Raw genomic sequence first — 15,565 nt, forward strand, 5'->3', positions numbered from 1 at the left:
GACACGCGCCCGCGCCGGGCGGGATGCCGGCGGACGGGCCGGCACCGCCCGGCGCGGGCCGGTACGGCAGGGACGGCCGGGGCGGCGGCGCCGCCCGGCTACAGGTAGGGGCCGGAGCGGATCGCGCCGTGCGGCCCGTCGCCCTCGTCGTCGTGCAGGCCGCCGGGCGGCAGCGCGCGGCGCATCTGCTCCAACTGGGCCCGCGCGGCCATCTGCTGTGCGAACAGGGCGGTCTGGATGCCGTGGAACAGGCCTTCCAGCCAGCCCACCAACTGTGCCTGAGCAATCCGCAGTTCCGCCTCGGAGGGCACGGTCTCCTCGGTGAACGGCAGGGAGAGGCGCTCCAGTTCCTCGACGAGCTCCGGAGCCAGGCCGTCCTCCAGCTCCTTCACCGACGCCGCATGGATGTCCTTCAGACGGACCCGGCTGGCCTCGTCCAGAGGTGCTGCGCGCACTTCTTCCAGAAGTTGCTTGATCATGCTGCCGATGCGCATGACCTTGGCGGGCTGTTCGACCATCTCCGTCACCGGGACCTCGCGCGACTCGTCATCGGCGCCGCCGACCGCCATCCCGTCCTGTCCCACGATCAGGACGTGCGGGGGACTGTCCTGCGACCGTTCACTCCTCGGCATCTCCATGCCGGCCATTGTCTCGCACACGTGCGTACGCACACGGTGTGCCCCCGTACGGGCGTGATCCACCCTGTACGGGGGCACCGGCCGTGCGGCACGGGCCGGTCGGGCTCAGCCGGCGGCGCGCCGGGCGATCCCGCTCGCGGACCGGGTCACCGCGGCGGCGAGCAGGGCCGCGCCCAGCGGGACCAGGACGAGGAGCGCCGCGAAGGTGTCCCACGGCAGCACGATCGGCACGAACGGCACCTCCTCCCCGATCCCGGACGCCTTCGCCATGTCGGCGATCTCGCGCCGCTGTGCGAGCCGCAGCGCGACCGCGGGGAGGATGCCGGAGGCGGTGCCCAGGGCGACGCCCATGAGGGCCACCACGCCGCACTGGAAGCCGCTGAGGGTGCGCCGCACCCGCGGGGGTGCGCCGACCGCGGCGAGGGTCTTCAGGTCGGCTTCGGCGTCGGTCTGCGCGAGGCCGGTCGCGATGCCCGCGGCGCCGATGGTGACGAGGGCGGCGAAGACGGTCAGCGCGAGCATGGCCGTGGTGTCCTCGGGCTCGAAGCCGGACTCGATGGCCACGGGCGCCTCCACGCCGATCCGGTCGATCTCGGCGGCCAGCTGCTGGCGCTGCCGCTCGGTCGGCGGTCCCTCCAGCGTGAAGTAGGAAGCGAACGGCTGGGCGGTGAGCCCGGCGGCCTGCGCGGCGGAGGGCGGCAGGACCACGGAGATGCCGTAGCCGTTGGTGCCCTTGGGCGCCTGGTGCACGGCGAACACCTTGTCCTCGCCGGGCGGCTCGCCCGGTCCCGCGAACGTGCGTTCCGCCTCGGAGGTGATGAGCCGGACGGTGGCCTTGCCGTCCTTGACGTCGCGCGGGTCCAGGGAGACGGCCTTGCCGGACTTCAGCGCGGCGACGGTGCCCGGGTCGGTCACGGCGAGCGCGGTGAGCAGCTTCTCGTCGGCGACGACCAGCTCGTACATCGAGCTGTGCTGTGAGACGGTGCAACGCCAGTCCCGGCGCAGCCTCCTGACCTCCGCGGCGGTGAACTCGGGGGCCCCGTCCTCCCAGAGCGGGCAGCGCTGGTCCTTCGGCCGGACGATCTGGGCCCGGCCGCAGTCGCCCGGTCCCGTCACCCGCTCGCAGCCGGGCTTGCCGACCTGGACATGGGCGACGTCCGCCCGTACGGAGACGGGCAGTTCCCGGCTCACGGCCTGGCGGACGGCCCCCATGGACTTCTGGTGCCCGGACTCGTGCAGTTCCACCTTGCCGGAGCCGGCAGGCAGTTGGGCGACGTACTCGGCGCGCTGCTGCGCCTCGCTGCTCTGCTGGTACGTGGCCAGCGCGACGGTGCCGGCGACGGCGGCGAGGACGGCCGCCACGGCGGGCGCGGTGCGGCCCCGGTTGCGCACGGCGTCGCGCAGGGCGAGCCGCGGCGAGAGCGGCAGCCAGCGCCCCGCCCGGCCGAACAGCCCGACGAGGACGGGGGTGAGGGCGACGACGCCCAGTTCGGCGAGCGCGCTTCCGCCGGCGACGACGGTGGCGCCCGCGTCGGCGGTCGCGCCGTAGAGGGCGATGGCCGCGCCGAGGGCGACGGCCGCGAGCCCGGCGAAGGGCAGGACGCGGTTGGCCCGGCGGATGCCGCGCCGCCCGGTCAGCGAGGACAGCACGGTCTCCCGGGAGGCGGTGATCGCGGGGACCACGGCCGCGAGCAGGCCGGTGAGCACGGCGAGCAGGGCGATGCCGAGGAGTTCCAGGGGCCGGAGGTCGAAGCTGCCGAAGCGGACGCCGATGCGCTCCTCCAGGAGGGGCTGCAGCGCCAGGGTGAGGAGGATGCCGGCCGCGGTGCCGACGACGGCGGCCGCGGCGCCGATGACGAGGCCCCCGGAGAGGACGATGGCCCGGATGTGGCGCCGGTCGCCGCCGTTGGCGCCGACGAGGCCGAGCTGGCGGCGCGAGCGGCGGGCGCCGACCGCGAAGGCGGGGCCGGCGAGCAGGCAGATCTCCAGCATGGCGAGGCCGACGACGGTGGCGAGGATGGCCGTCTCGCTGGCCGGCAGCGATGCGAAGTCGCGCTCGCCCGTGCTGTCCATCAGCGCGTACAGGGGGACGTCGGACCGCGCGGGCGGGTCGAGGGCGACGGCCCGGGAGCGGACCAGGACGCCCTTGGTGTTGGCCTCCTTGACCATGTTCCACGTGAAACCACCCGGCCCGGTCTTCACCAGGTAGGCGTCGTCGGCGACCACCCCGGGCACCCCGGCGGCCCGCAGCTCCTTGTCGAGCGGGGTGAGCAGGGTGCCGGGCGGGGCGGTGATCTCGATCTTGTGCAGGTCGGAGGGGAGCTCGTACGCGCCGACGATCCGGTACCACGTGGCGGAGCCGCGCGGGGTGAACTGCGAGCCCACGAAGAGCCCGGAGGCCTCCAGGAAGGCGTTGGTGGCGACGACCTCCCCGGCCTCCTCGGGTGCCCGCCCGCGGTCCATGACGATCATGCCCTTGACCAGGGGGCTGGCGGTGTCGACCTCGCGCAGCTCGGTCTGCAGCAGCCCGTACCGGCTCCGGATCTTGGTGTGGCCGGTGCTGACCTTCAGGGCCTCGGATCCGGCCGGCACCGCGGACCTCGCGTGGTCCGCCCCGGGCTCGGGGGACTGCTGGAACGCGTGGTCGGAGACGGCCGTGTAGCCGCCTCCGTCGGGCCGCTGGTAGATGGGGCCGCCGATGCCGGAGGAGGTCAGCAGGGCGTCGGCGGCGCCGATCTTGCGGCTGACCTCCTCGGCGGGCGAGAGTTCCGAGCTGCGCAGGGTGACGTCCGCGGCGCTGACACCGATGATCGGCAGGGCGATCATCGCGAGGACGAGGAAGCTGCGGCCCTTGGCGCGCCAGGCGTCGCGCCGGGCTATGCGGAGGGCCGCGACCCAGGAGTGGTACGCCTTCACCGGCCGCCCGCCTGACCCGGCAGCAGCGATTCGGCGTGGCTGCGCAGTGTGGAGTCGACGACGCTGCCGTCGCGCAGGAAGACCACGCGGTCGGCCCAGGCGGCGAACCGCGGTTCGTGGGTGACGAGGATGCCGGCGGCGCCCGCGTCGCAGCGGGACCGGAGCAGGGCGAGGACGGATTCGCCGGTCTCGGAGTCGAGGGCGCCGGTGGGCTCGTCGGCGAGGACCAGGCGGCGGTCGCCGACCAGGGCGCGGGCGATGGCCACGCGCTGCTGCTGGCCGCCGGACATCTCGTCCGGGAACCGGTCGGCGGTCGCGCGCAGCCCCATCTCGTCGAGTGCGGCCAGGGCGCTGGTGCGGGCCCTGCGGGCCGGGACCCCGTCGAGTTCGAGGGGCAGGGCGATGTTCTCGGCGGCGGTGAGGGCCGGGATGAGGTTGTAGTCCTGGAAGACGTAGCCGATGCTGCGGCGGCGCAGGGCGGCGAGTTGGCTGCGGCTCGCGGTGGTGATGTCGGTGCCCTCGACGAGGACGCGTCCGCTGGTCGGCATGTCGAGGCCGCCGGCGAGGGTGAGCAGCGTGGACTTGCCGGAGCCGGAGGGCCCCATGACCGCGACGAGTTCGCCGGGGTAGACGGACAGGTCGACGCCGCGCAGGGCGTGCACCTCGGTGGCGCCGGTGCCGTGCGTGCGGCCCAGGTCCTGGAGCTGGAGTACGGGTCGTTCGGTGTGCGGGTGCGGGTCGGGCATGGGTCCCCCCTGGGACGGTGGCGGCGTCAGCGCTGCGGGGCGTGGGACGCGCGGGGTTTCGGGGCGGTGGCGGGGTCGGCGGCCTGCGGCGGGTCCCCGTCGGCTCTCCGGTCGGCCGTCAGGGAGAGCCGTACGAGCCGGGATTCGCTGTGGTCCAGCCAGCGGGCCTCCGCCTCGGTCTGGAAGATGAGCTGTTCGAGCACCAGCAGCCAGGCCACGTCGTCGCGTTCGCGGGCCGCGCCCGACTCCAGGGCGGCCAGGGCCTGCGCCTTGAGGCGGGTGTAGTCCTGCATCGCCTTGACCGTGGCGTGCCGCTGGGCCTGGATGACCGCGCGGATGTCCACGCCGGGGGAGCCGACCGCCATGGCGAGCTTGATGGCGAGCTCGTCGCGGGGCGGGCTGGTGCGGTCGACGGGGCGCTCGTACCAGAGGCGCAGCTCGGCGCGGCCCGCCTCGGTGATGGCGTACAGGGTGTGGCCGGCGGGGTCCTCGCCGCCGGGGGCGACGAGGCCGTCGCGCTCCAGGCGGGCGAGGGTCGTGTACACCTGCCCGACGTTGAGGGGCCAGGTGGAGCCGGTGCGGGATTCGAACTCGGTACGCAGCTGGGAGCCGTACCGGGGTCCGTCATCCAGCAGGGCGAGTAGTCCGTGGCGGATCGACATACTCAGTATGTATACCGAGTATGTCGTGCACCGCAACCATCGTCCGGCGTAGTCCCCGAGGGGGAGGCGGGCTCCGGCGCGGCACCCGCGGCGGGTTCACTGCCCGCGTCGCAGCCGCGCCCCGAGGCAGCCGAGTCCGATGCCCATCAGGGCGAATCCGGTGCCGAGCGGCAGGAGGTGGGCGGCCAGGTCGGCGGCGCGCTCGTTCGGGCCGGTGCCGAGTGCCGTGACCGGCGCGGGCGGGACGGGCGCGTCGGGCGGGACGGGTGCGTTGGGTGCGTCGGGCGCGTCCGGCGGGCGGGCCGGGGGGTACGGGACGGGCCGCGCGGGCGCGGGCGGCAGGGGGCGGGAGGCCGGTACGGTCCGCGGGTTCGGCGGCTCGGCCGCGGGGCGCCCGGGCCGCTGCCGGCCCGCCCCGGCGGGGGTGCCGGCCAGCTGGGCGCGCATGCCGGCGTCCTCGCCGCTGCGGTCGCCGCCGGGCTCGCGCCCGCTCCGCTCGGCCGGCTCGTCCCGGTCGACCGGCTCGCGGCGGGCCTCCGGCTCCGCCGGGAGGCTCTCCGGTCCGGGGCGGCCGTCCTCCCGGTCCTCCCGGTCCTCCAGGCCCTCCCGGTCCTCCGTGCCTTCCAGGTTCTCCCAGCCCTCCGGATCGCCCCGGCCCCCGCGCGCGTCCCGCCGGTCCCCGGCGCCGGCCTCACGGGCGCCGTCCGCGCCGTCCGCCTTCGGGCCGGCGCCCTCCCCGGGGTCCTGCCGCACCGCGGCGGAGGCCGGCTCCGCCGCCTCCGCGCCCGGGGCGGCAGGGAGAGCGCAGACGGCGGCCGCGGCGGCCAGGACCGCCCCGGCCGCCCAATGCGATGCGCGGCGTCGGTGCACGGCGAGCGCCTCCCGTCCGCATGGGTCCCCCCGGGACGGAGCCCGGGAGGAGGCCGAGATGTCCCGCCCAGAGTCACATGGTGGTACAAAAGCGGCATCCCGGGCGCCCCACACGGGTGGCCCGGGATGCCGGTGTCGTCACAACGGCCCCGTACGGGCCCGTCTGGCCTCCGCCGGAGGCGCTACTGCGGGTCGCCGGTGGAGACGACCAGCGTGAACTCGGTCCCCTCCTTGTCGACCTTGCCGCCCGCCTCGGGCAGCTGCTGGAGGACGGTGTCCTCGCCGTAGACCGCCTCGTCGCGCTTCTCGATCTTGTACTTCCAGCCCGCCGCCTGGATGCACTCCTTCACCGAGAGCAGGTGCTTGTACCGGAAGTCCGGCGCGATCACCTTCGTCGCGTCGCTGTAGTGCTTGGTGGGCTCCTTGCACTTCTGCGGGTCGATCGTGCGCGTCGTGTCCGGGCCCTTGTGCCCGGCCTTGGCGGAGCCGGAGGGGCTGGCCTGGCCGCCCGCCGTCTGGCCGGTCGCCTGGTCGTCCTTGCCGCCCTGCTCGCCGTTGCCGGAGATCGCGTAGACCAGCCCGCCCACCGCGAGCAGCGCCACGGTGATCGCGCCCACGACGACCGGCATGTTCTTCCGGCCGCCCGCCCCGGACGCGGCCGGGGCGACCTGCCCGGAGCCGGCGAACGGCGGAGGCGTCTGCGGCGCGTAGCCCTGGGCCGTCTGCGGCTGCGGCGGGTAGGCGTAGCCGCCCTGGCCCATCGCCGCAGGCGGCGGCGTCGGCGCGTACGGGGCGGGCGCCGGGGTCGGCGCGTACGGCTGCTGCACCGCGTGCCCGGGCGGTCCCTGGAGGCCCGGGTCGAGCGGCGGGAACACGGTCGAGCCGACGCCCGCGCCGCTGCCGCCCGTGTGGGCGCCGGGGACGATGGCCGGGGCGCCGGTCTGCCCGGCCGCCAGGACGCGCGCGATCTCGTCGCGCATCGCGGCGGCGGTGGGGAAGCGCTCGTTCGGGTTCTTCTTCAGGGCACGCGCCACGAGCGCGTCCATCGCCGGGCTGACGGACCGGTTGACGGAGGACGGCGCGACCGGCTCCTCCTGTACGTGCGCGTACGCGATCGCCAGCGGCGAGTCGGCGTCGAACGGCAGCCGCCCCGTCAGCAGCTGGAAGAGCATGATGCCGACCGAGTACAGGTCGGAGCGGGCGTCGACGCCGCGGCCCAGCGCCTGCTCCGGCGACAGGTACTGCGGGGTGCCGACCACCATGCCGGTCTGCGTCATCGACGTGACGCCCGACTGCATGGCGCGGGCGATGCCGAAGTCCATCACCTTGACCACGCCGCGCTTGGTCATCATGACGTTGCCGGGCTTGATGTCGCGGTGGACCAGGCCCATCTCGTGGCTGGTCTCCAGCGCGGCCAGCACGTCGGCCGTCACCTTCAGCGCCTTGTCGGCGGGCATCGCCCCGTACTGGCGGATGTCCTCCTCCAGCACGGAGCCCAGCGGACGGCCCTCCACGTACTCCATGACGATGTACGGCATGACGGCCGCGTCGGCCCGGCCGTCGGGGAAGACGACCTCGCCCTCGCCCGTGTCGAAGACCGAGACGATGTTGGTGTGCGACAGTTTCGCAACAGCCTGCGCCTCACGCCGGAACCGCTCGCGGAACGACTGCTCGCGGCCCAGGTCGCTGTGCAGCGTCTTGATGGCCACCTGCCGGTCCAGCGCCGAGTCGTACGCCAGGTAGACGGACGCCATGCCGCCCGCGCCGAGCAAATCCCTTAGCTGGTAACGGCCACCGGCCAGAGATCCGCCCGCGTACCGGGCCTGATTGCCGTCCTGGCTCATGACTGTTGCTTCCCCTCGGGGTGTGTCCTGACGCGTCTGGCTGAGCGCATGTCGGGCCCAGTCTGCCGGAGGGCAAGCACACGTCAAGCCAGGTGCCCGTTCCGTGACCGCGGGGCAACGGCGTGCCATTGTCCGAACGGCGACGTGTGCGGAGGCTGTAGCGTTCATCGGAGCACCGTAAAAAGGACCTACCGCTGAGCGCGGCGGCCGAGAGAGACGACGGCGAGGACTCATGGCACCCGAACCCGAGGAACGCGGCGCCGGGATGGCAGATGGTCCTGAGCACTGGGGCGCCGGCGGCCTGGTCGGCGACGGCCGCTACCGGCTGACGCACCGCCTGGGCCGCGGCGGCATGGCGGAGGTGTTCGCCGCCGAGGACGTCCGGCTCGGCCGGACCGTCGCGGTGAAGCTGCTGCGGGCCGACCTCGCGGAGGACCCGGTCTCCAAGGCCCGCTTCACGCGCGAGGCGCAGTCCGTCGCCGGACTCAACCACCACGCCGTCGTCGCCGTGTACGACTCCGGCGAGGACAAGGTCGGCGCCAACACGGTGCCGTACATCGTCATGGAGCTGGTCGAGGGCCGCACCATCCGCGACCTCCTCCTCAGCAGCGGCGAGCCGCCCGGCCCCGAGCAGGCCCTCATCATCGTCTCCGGAGTGCTGGAGGCGCTGGCCTACTCGCACCAGCACGGCATCGTGCACCGCGACATCAAGCCCGCCAACGTCATCATCACCGGCGCCGGCGCCGTCAAGGTGATGGACTTCGGCATCGCCCGCGCCCTGCACGGCGCCCAGTCGACGATGACGCAGACCGGCATGGTCATGGGCACCCCGCAGTACCTGTCGCCGGAGCAGGCCCTCGGCAAGGCCGTCGACCACCGCTCCGACCTCTACGCCACCGGCTGCCTCCTCTACGAACTGCTCGCGCTGCGGCCGCCCTTCACGGGCGAGACGCCCCTGTCGGTGGTCTACCAGCACGTCCAGGACGCGCCGGTGCCGCCCTCGCAGCTGCCGGACGGCCCCGACATCCCGCAGGAGCTCGACGGGCTCGTCATGCGCGCCCTCGCCAAGGACCCGGACGACCGGTTCCAGAGCGCCGAGGAGATGCGCGGACTCGTCCAGTACGCCCTCCAGATGCTCCAGGACCAGGGGTCGGGCTCGGGCACCTGGAACACCGGCCCGGTCACCATGGCCCTGCCCCACGGCCGGGGCGGCGCCGCGCCGACCACCGCGATGCCCGTCGCCCAGGGCGGCGCGCAGGGCTACCCCGCGCACGCCACCACCTCGCAGTTCCAGCAGCCGATGGTGCCGCCGCTGAACCCGGACGACGGCGCGGCCTTCCCCGGCGGGTACGACGCCCACGGCCACGGCGGCCAGGGCGCGGGCGGCGGCCGCGACGGGTACGACGGCTACGACCGGTACGACGACCGCGGCGGCGGCCGCTGGAAGCTGTGGCTGTTCGCGGTCCTCGCCGTCGTCGCCATCGCCGGCGGCGTCGCGTACGCCGTCAAGTCCGTCGGCCAGCAGGGCAGCGGGGACGGCGGCAAGCCGGCGACCGTGCAGAGCTCCTCCGGCGGCGCGCAGAACAGCCCGTCGTCCTCGCAGGACACCCCCTCGGCGGACACCTCGGGCAACTCCCGCCCCTCGGAGGACTTCTCGCCGCCGCCGAGCCGCACGCGGAACTCGCCGAGCCCCTCCTTCTCGCAGTCGGCGTCGTCCAGCCCGTCGCCCTCCGCGTCGAAGTCCGCCTCGTCCTCGCCGTCGCCCTCGAAGGCGTCGCCGTCGTCCAAGCCCCCGTCGGTACCGGTGGAATCGCCGAAGCCGCAGCTGGAGGACGCGGGCTGAACACCCGCCGGCCCGCACGCAAAGCAGGCCCGGAAACGGTTTGAATAGTTCCGTTTCCGGGCCGGCAGGCCCGCCCATTGCGCCGTTCCGGTGATTACCGGTCGGGAACTTCTCAGGCGCGGCGCTCGGCCTTGAGCCGCGCCACGTATGCGGCGGCCTGCGACCGGCGCTCCATGCCGAGCTTCGACAGCAGCCCGGACACGTAGTTTTTGATCGTCTTCTCGGCGAGGTGCAGCCGCTCGCCGATGGCCCGGTTGGTCAGGCCCTCGCCGATCAGGTCGAGGATCCTGCGCTCCTGCCCGGTCAGGCTCGCCAGCCGGTCCTCGCCCCGGCCGCCCCCGCCGTCCCGCAGCCGCTCCAGCACCCGCGCCGTCGCCACCGGGTCGAGCAGCGACCGGCCCGCCGCCACGTCCCGCACGGCGCCCAGCAGCTCACTGCCGCGGATGGCCTTCAGGACGTACCCCGAGGCACCGGCCATGATCGCGTCGAAGAGGGCCTCGTCGTCGGCGAAGGACGTCAGCATCAGGCACTTCACGTGCTCGTCCCGCGAGCGGACCTCGCGGCAGACCTCCACCCCGCTGCCGTCGGGCAGGCGCACGTCGAGGACGGCCACGTCCGGGCGGGTGGCGGGGATGCGCACGAGGGCATCGGCTGCGCTGCCGGCCTCTCCGACGATCTCGATGTCCTCCTCGCCCGACAGGAGCTCGTGCACTCCGCGCCGTACCACTTCGTGGTCGTCCAGGAGGAATACCTTGATTTTTCCGTCTTCGCGCACGAACTCAGTTTCACACACTCACCCCTTCCCCCAGGTCGTTACCCGGGATAACGTGCCGTTGTTCCGGCCCCCTGCAAGGCTGTGACCAGTGGTTGTTCCCGCGACCCCGGATTTACTTGGAAATCCAAGCAAAAACGCAGGTCAGCGGGGTTTCGCAGTTATGCGGCGCACTGGGTAACGTGCATTGCGCAGGGCAGTCGCCGGGGCACCTGTCACGCTCGGATCCCGTACACGACGCGCACCCACCCCGTGCGCGGACACGGAGCCGGGTGAGCCGCACTGGACCCCGGAGAACCCGGGAGCCGGACCGACGGAGGAGCAACACGTGACCGTGGAGAGCACTGCCGCGCGCAAGCCGCGACGCAGCAGCGGCACCAAGCGGGCGGCAGGCGCCGCGAGCGCCGCCAAGGCCCCCGCAGCCAAGGCCGCCGCCACCCCGCAGAACACCGAGCCGCAGCTCGTACAGCTGCTGACGCCCGAGGGCGAGCGCATCGGCGCGGCGGAGAACCCCGACAACGCGGAGTTCGCGGCCTTCGTCGAGGACATCACCACCGAGGACCTGCGCGGGCTCTACCGCGACATGGTCCTCACCCGCCGCTTCGACGGCGAGGCCACCGCCCTGCAGCGCCAGGGCGAGCTGGGCCTGTGGGCCTCGCTGCTCGGCCAGGAGGCCGCCCAGATCGGCTCCGGCCGCGCCCTGCGCGACGACGACTACGTCTTCCCGACCTACCGCGAGCACGGGGTGGCATGGTGCCGCGGGGTCGACCCGACGAACCTCCTCGGCATGTTCCGCGGCGTGAACCACGGCGGCTGGGACCCCAACGGCAACAACTTCCACCTGTACACGATCGTCATCGGCTCCCAGACGCTCCACGCGACCGGGTACGCGATGGGCGTGGCCAAGGACGGCGCCGACTCCGCGGTCATCGCCTACTTCGGCGACGGCGCGTCCAGCCAGGGCGACGTCGCCGAGGCCTTCACCTTCTCGGCCGTCTACAACGCCCCCGTGGTGTTCTTCTGCCAGAACAACCAGTGGGCGATCTCCGAGCCGACCGAGCGCCAGATGCGCGTGCCGCTCTACCGCCGCGCCGAGGGCTTCGGCTTCCCCGGCGTCCGCGTCGACGGCAACGACGTCCTCGCCTGCCTCGCGGTCACCCGCTGGGCCCTGGACCGCGCCCGCCGCGGCGAGGGCCCGACGCTCGTCGAGGCGTACACCTACCGCATGGGCGCCCACACCACCTCCGACGACCCGACGCGCTACCGGCGCGACGAGGAGCGGCAGGCCTGGGAGGCCAAGGACCCGATCCTGCGCCTGAAGGCCCACCTCCTCGCCTCCGGAGGCGCCGACGAGGCGTTCTTCGAGGAGCTGGAGACCGAGAGCGAGGCCCTGGGCAAGCGCGTCCGCGAGGTGGTGCGCGCCATGCCCGACCCCGACACCATGGCGATCTTCGAGAACGTCTACGCGGACGGGCACGCGCTCGTCGACGAGGAGCGCGCCCAGTTCGCCGCCTACCTCGCGTCCTTCGAGGAGGGTCACTGATGGCTGTCGAGAAGATGTCGGTCGCGAAGGCGCTCAACGAGTCGCTGCGCAAGGCCCTGGAGACGGACCCGAAGGTCCTGATCATGGGCGAGGACGTCGGCAAGCTGGGCGGCGTCTTCCGGATCACCGACGGGCTCCAGAAGGACTTCGGCGAGGACCGGGTCATCGACACCCCGCTCGCCGAGTCCGGCATCGTCGGCACGGCGATCGGCCTCGCCCTGCGCGGCTACCGCCCGGTCGTCGAGATCCAGTTCGACGGGTTCGTCTTCCCCGCGTACGACCAGATCGTCACGCAGCTCGCCAAGATGCACGCCCGCGCGCTCGGCAAGGTCAAGCTGCCCGTCGTCGTCCGCATCCCGTACGGCGGCGCGATCGGCGCCGTCGAGCACCACTCGGAGTCCCCCGAGGCGCTCTTCGCGCACGTCGCGGGCCTGAAGGTGGTGTCCCCGTCGAACGCGAGCGACGCCTACTGGATGCTCCAGCAGGCCATCCTCAGCGACGACCCGGTGATCTTCTTCGAGCCGAAGCGCCGCTACTGGGACAAGGGCGAGGTCGACACCGAGGCCATCCCGGACTCCCTGCACACCGCGCGCACCGCCCGCGAGGGCGCCGACATCACGCTGGCCGCCTACGGCCCGATGGTGAAGCTCTGCCTGGAGGCGGCCGCCGCCGCGGCCGAGGAGGGCAAGTCGGTGGAGGTCGTCGACCTGCGCTCGATGTCCCCGATCGACTTCGACGGGCTGCAGGCCTCCGTCGAGAAGACCCGCCGGCTCGTGGTCGTCCACGAGGCGCCGGTGTTCCTCGGCGTCGGCTCGGAGATCGTCGCCCGCATCACCGAACGCTGCTTCTACCACCTGGAGGCGCCGGTGCTGCGCGTGGGCGGCTTCCACGCCCCGTACCCGCCGGCCCGCCTGGAGGAGGAGTACCTGCCCGGCCTGGACAGGGTGCTCGACGCCGTCGACCGCTCGCTGGCGTACTGAGGAGAGCCCCCGTGACCATCCGCGAATTCAAGATGCCCGACGTGGGCGAGGGCCTCACCGAGGCCGAGATCCTCAAGTGGTACGTCCAGCCCGGTGACACCGTCACCGACGGCCAGGTCGTCTGCGAGGTCGAGACGGCGAAGGCGGCCGTCGAGCTGCCGATCCCGTTCGACGGCACCGTGCACGCGCTCCTCTTCGAGGAGGGCACCACGGTCGACGTCGGCCAGGTCATCATCTCGGTGCAGACCGGCCCGGGCGGCGAGACCGAGACGGCCGCCCCCGCCGCGCAGGCCCCGGCCGCGCAGGCCCCGGCCGCCGCGCCGGAGGCCGCCGAGGAGCCGGCGCCCGAGGGCCGCCAGCCCGTCCTCGTCGGCTACGGCGTCTCCCAGTCCTCCACCAAGCGCCGCCCGCGCAAGGCCGTCCCGGCCGCGCAGAACGGCACCGCCGCGCCGGCCGCCGCCGTCCCGGCCCCGGCGCCGGCCCCCGCGCCCGCGCCCGCGCCTGCGCTCAACGGCAGCGGGCACGCGGGCGGCGGCGACCGGCCGCTGGCCAAGCCGCCCGTCCGCAAGCTCGCCAAGGACCTCGGGATCGACCTCGCCTCCGTGGTGCCCACCGGCGAGGGCGGCGTCGTGACCCGCGAGGACGTGCACGCCGCCGCCGCGGCCGCACTCGCCCCGCAGGCCCCCGCCGCCGCCCCCGCCGCCGCGCCTGCGGCTCCGGCGGCCGTGCCCGCCCAGGCCGCCCCGGCGGCCGAGCCGGGCGCCCGGGAGACCCGTATCCCGGTCAAGGGCGTCCGCAAGGTCACCGCCCAGGCCATGGTCGGCTCCGCCTTCACCGCGCCGCACGTCACCGAGTTCATCACCTTCGACGTGACCCGCACGATGAAGCTGGTCCAGGAGCTCAAGGCCGACCCGGACCTGGCGGGGCTGCGCATCAACCCGCTGCTGCTCATCGCCAAGGCCGTGCTGATCGCCGTACGCCGCAACCCGGACGTCAACGCGTCCTGGGACGAGGCGGCCCAGGAGATCGTGCTCAAGCACTACGTCAACCTGGGCATCGCGGCGGCCACCCCGCGCGGCCTGATCGTCCCCAACATCAAGGACGCGCACACCAAGACGCTGCCGGAGCTCTCCGAGGCCCTGTCCGCGCTGGTCGCCACGGCCCGCGACGGCAAGACCTCCCCGGCGGACATGCAGGGCGGCACACTCACCATCACCAACGTCGGCGTCTTCGGCGTCGACACCGGCACGCCCCTCCTGAACCCCGGCGAGTCCGCGATCCTCGCGGTCGGCGCGATCAAGCTCCAGCCGTGGGTCCACAAGGGCAAGGTGAAGCCGCGCCACGTCACGACGCTGGCGCTGTCCTTCGACCACCGCCTGATCGACGGCGAGCTCGGCTCGAAGTTCCTGGCGGACATCGCGGCCGTGCTGGAGCAGCCGCGCCGCCTGGTCACCTGGTCGTAGCGCACGCACCGCACCGGCCTGCGGCCGGCTCCCCGCGCGGGGAGCCGGCCGCTTCCGCGTTCCGCCCGTCCGCCGGGGCGCACGGCCGGACGGGTGACGGGGTAGCCTCCCCGCCGTGAGAGGAGGACCGGTGCCCATCGCCGCGTTGCAGGTGTACTCCGTCGAGGAGGCTGACGGCTCGGGAGGGGTGTGCCGCGTGCGCTGCATCGGCGGCGCCGCCCGCACCGGCCAGGTGTACGCCGCCGGCGACGCCCGGCTCGGACTGCGCTGGATCGAGCGGCAGGGCCGCCGGGAGTCCTCGCTCGGCGCAGGCCGGGCTGCCCGCGTGCACCTCGCCGGCCCCGCGGCCGCCCTGCTCGCCGGCGGCCAGGTGCTGACCGCCGTACCGCCCGGCGGGCACGCGCTGGAGGAGCTGGAGGCCTGGCTGGCCACGGAGCCGCCGCTCGGCGACGAACCCCACCCGATGACGCTGAGCAGCCTGGCCGCCGCCGGGATGCAGGACGAGGCGCTGCCCGACGCGCGTCGGCTGCGCTGGGGCCGGGTGGCGCTGGCCGCGGTCGAGCGCCGGGCCGACTGGGCGGGGCTGCACGCGCTGGACCGTGCCGCCGACAGGGCGGGCGTACGGGCGTACCTGATCCGGGAGTTCGGGCCCGGCCGGGGCGGGGACCCGGCCGCGCTGTGCCGGGAGCTGCTGGCCCTGATCGACCTGGCGCCCGCGGAGGCGGCCGCGCAGGCCCGGGCCTGGCGGGAGCTGCCCCGGCGGCGCATCCGGCACCTGCGGCGGGTCAAGGTGCTGCTGGACCGGATGGCCTCGGTGGGCCCGCAGCTGGCCGAGTCGGACGACCCGGTCGTGCAGGCCGTCGGGGAGTGGGCGGGGGTACGGGCCCTGCTGCCCTGAGCGCCGCGCCCGGCCCGTCCGCGGCGGCCCCGACCGCGCCGCCGCCGGCCGCCGCCCCGGCACACGTACGACATCTGCCGGGAGCAGGACGGCACGCTCCACGGCGTGTGGGTGTCGGCGCCGACCGGCCGCATGCAGGAGGCCCGCGCCGTCTTCGACACGGCGGTGGACTCCTACCTCCCGGCCGGCAGCTGACCGGGCCCGGCAGGGGCGTTCGCGCGGTTGCCTGGCGCTGCCCGCGGCCGGACACTGGTGGTATCGGCGTGCCCCGCTCCCGGATGCGGTTCCGGGCGGAGGCGACGCCCCCTCTCCCGCCGCTGCCCCCGCCGGCTCCTGCCGTCCCGCGCAGGGCCGTGTCCGCCGCGCAGCCCCTCCGCGTCGAGCGCCGAA

General features: G+C 74.3%; 12 protein-coding genes. 5 read left to right on the forward strand and 7 right to left on the reverse strand.

Annotation, left to right across the window (positions count from 1 at the left end; translation table 11 throughout):
• Positions 1 to 98 precede the first annotated feature (98 nt).
• The 6 genes from C0216_RS00300 to C0216_RS00325 all read right to left on the reverse strand — a co-directional run bounded on the left by C0216_RS00300 (position 99) and on the right by C0216_RS00325 (position 7,676).
• Positions 99 to 638 carry a bacterial proteasome activator family protein gene (locus C0216_RS00300; RefSeq protein ID WP_114058357.1) on the reverse strand — a complete coding sequence of 180 codons (540 nt, stop codon included), beginning with the start codon at positions 636 to 638 and terminating at the stop codon, positions 99 to 101.
• Positions 639 to 743: 105 nt separating this feature from the next.
• Positions 744 to 3,464 carry an FtsX-like permease family protein gene (locus C0216_RS00305; protein ID WP_114058358.1) on the reverse strand — a complete coding sequence of 907 codons (2,721 nt, stop codon included), beginning with the start codon at positions 3,462 to 3,464 and terminating at the stop codon, positions 744 to 746.
• An 86-nt stretch (positions 3,465 to 3,550) separates the two neighbouring features.
• Positions 3,551 to 4,300 (reverse strand): ABC transporter ATP-binding protein, encoded by a 750-nt coding sequence (locus tag C0216_RS00310; protein ID WP_114053306.1) that lies wholly within the window; start codon positions 4,298 to 4,300, stop codon positions 3,551 to 3,553.
• 26 nt (positions 4,301 to 4,326) lie between these two features.
• Positions 4,327 to 4,962, reverse strand: coding sequence for a PadR family transcriptional regulator (locus C0216_RS00315; protein ID WP_114053307.1), 636 nt, complete (start codon positions 4,960 to 4,962; stop codon positions 4,327 to 4,329).
• Positions 4,963 to 5,058: 96 nt separating this feature from the next.
• On the reverse strand, positions 5,059 to 5,832 hold the full coding sequence (locus tag C0216_RS00320) for a hypothetical protein (protein WP_162793088.1): 774 nt from the start codon (positions 5,830 to 5,832) through the stop codon (positions 5,059 to 5,061).
• 182 nt (positions 5,833 to 6,014) lie between these two features.
• On the reverse strand, positions 6,015 to 7,676 hold the full coding sequence (locus tag C0216_RS00325) for a protein kinase domain-containing protein (RefSeq protein WP_114053309.1): 1,662 nt from the start codon (positions 7,674 to 7,676) through the stop codon (positions 6,015 to 6,017).
• 232 nt (positions 7,677 to 7,908) lie between these two features.
• Between C0216_RS00325 and C0216_RS00330 the strand changes: the two genes are divergently transcribed.
• Complete coding sequence (locus C0216_RS00330) at positions 7,909 to 9,519, forward strand: protein kinase domain-containing protein (protein WP_246042222.1); 1,611 nt, start codon at positions 7,909 to 7,911, stop codon at positions 9,517 to 9,519.
• A gap of 112 nt (positions 9,520 to 9,631) precedes the next feature.
• Here the strand turns inward: C0216_RS00330 and C0216_RS00335 are convergent, their stop codons facing one another.
• Positions 9,632 to 10,294, reverse strand: a complete 663-nt coding sequence (locus tag C0216_RS00335; RefSeq protein WP_114053310.1) for a response regulator — start codon at positions 10,292 to 10,294, stop codon at positions 9,632 to 9,634.
• A gap of 325 nt (positions 10,295 to 10,619) precedes the next feature.
• Between C0216_RS00335 and pdhA the strand changes: the two genes are divergently transcribed.
• The 4 genes from pdhA (at position 10,620) to C0216_RS00355 (ending at position 15,175) form a co-directional block, all read left to right on the forward strand.
• Positions 10,620 to 11,834 carry a pyruvate dehydrogenase (acetyl-transferring) E1 component subunit alpha gene (gene pdhA, locus C0216_RS00340; protein WP_114053311.1) on the forward strand — a complete coding sequence of 405 codons (1,215 nt, stop codon included), beginning with the start codon at positions 10,620 to 10,622 and terminating at the stop codon, positions 11,832 to 11,834.
• Positions 11,834 to 12,814 (forward strand): alpha-ketoacid dehydrogenase subunit beta, encoded by a 981-nt coding sequence (locus tag C0216_RS00345; protein ID WP_114053312.1) that lies wholly within the window; start codon positions 11,834 to 11,836, stop codon positions 12,812 to 12,814. Before pdhA ends, C0216_RS00345 begins: the two co-directional genes overlap by 1 nt.
• A 32-nt stretch (positions 12,815 to 12,846) precedes the next feature.
• On the forward strand, positions 12,847 to 14,277 hold the full coding sequence (locus C0216_RS00350; protein ID WP_114058360.1) for a dihydrolipoamide acetyltransferase family protein: 1,431 nt from the start codon (positions 12,847 to 12,849) through the stop codon (positions 14,275 to 14,277).
• Positions 14,278 to 14,407: 130 nt separating this feature from the next.
• Entirely contained in the window at positions 14,408 to 15,175 is a 768-nt protein-coding gene (locus C0216_RS00355; protein ID WP_114053313.1) for a hypothetical protein, read from the forward strand.
• The last annotated feature ends 390 nt before the right edge of the window (positions 15,176 to 15,565 follow it).

Source organism: Streptomyces globosus (genome assembly GCF_003325375.1).
Taxonomy (GTDB): Bacteria; Actinomycetota; Actinomycetes; order Streptomycetales; family Streptomycetaceae; genus Streptomyces; species Streptomyces globosus_A.

Coding starts and splice junctions, on each gene's coding strand:
- C0216_RS00300 (WP_114058357.1), bottom strand. CDS start 638: ATGGAGATGCCGAGGAGTGAACGGTCGCAGGACAGTCCCCCGCACGTC.
- C0216_RS00305 (WP_114058358.1), bottom strand. CDS start 3,464: ATGATCGCCCTGCCGATCATCGGTGTCAGCGCCGCGGACGTCACCCTG.
- C0216_RS00310 (WP_114053306.1), bottom strand. CDS start 4,300: ATGCCCGACCCGCACCCGCACACCGAACGACCCGTACTCCAGCTCCAG.
- C0216_RS00315 (WP_114053307.1), bottom strand. CDS start 4,962: ATGTCGATCCGCCACGGACTACTCGCCCTGCTGGATGACGGACCCCGG.
- C0216_RS00325 (WP_114053309.1), bottom strand. CDS start 7,676: ATGAGCCAGGACGGCAATCAGGCCCGGTACGCGGGCGGATCTCTGGCC.
- C0216_RS00330 (WP_246042222.1), top strand. CDS start 7,909: ATGGCACCCGAACCCGAGGAACGCGGCGCCGGGATGGCAGATGGTCCT.
- C0216_RS00345 (WP_114053312.1), top strand. CDS start 11,834: ATGGCTGTCGAGAAGATGTCGGTCGCGAAGGCGCTCAACGAGTCGCTG.
- C0216_RS00350 (WP_114058360.1), top strand. CDS start 12,847: ATGCCCGACGTGGGCGAGGGCCTCACCGAGGCCGAGATCCTCAAGTGG.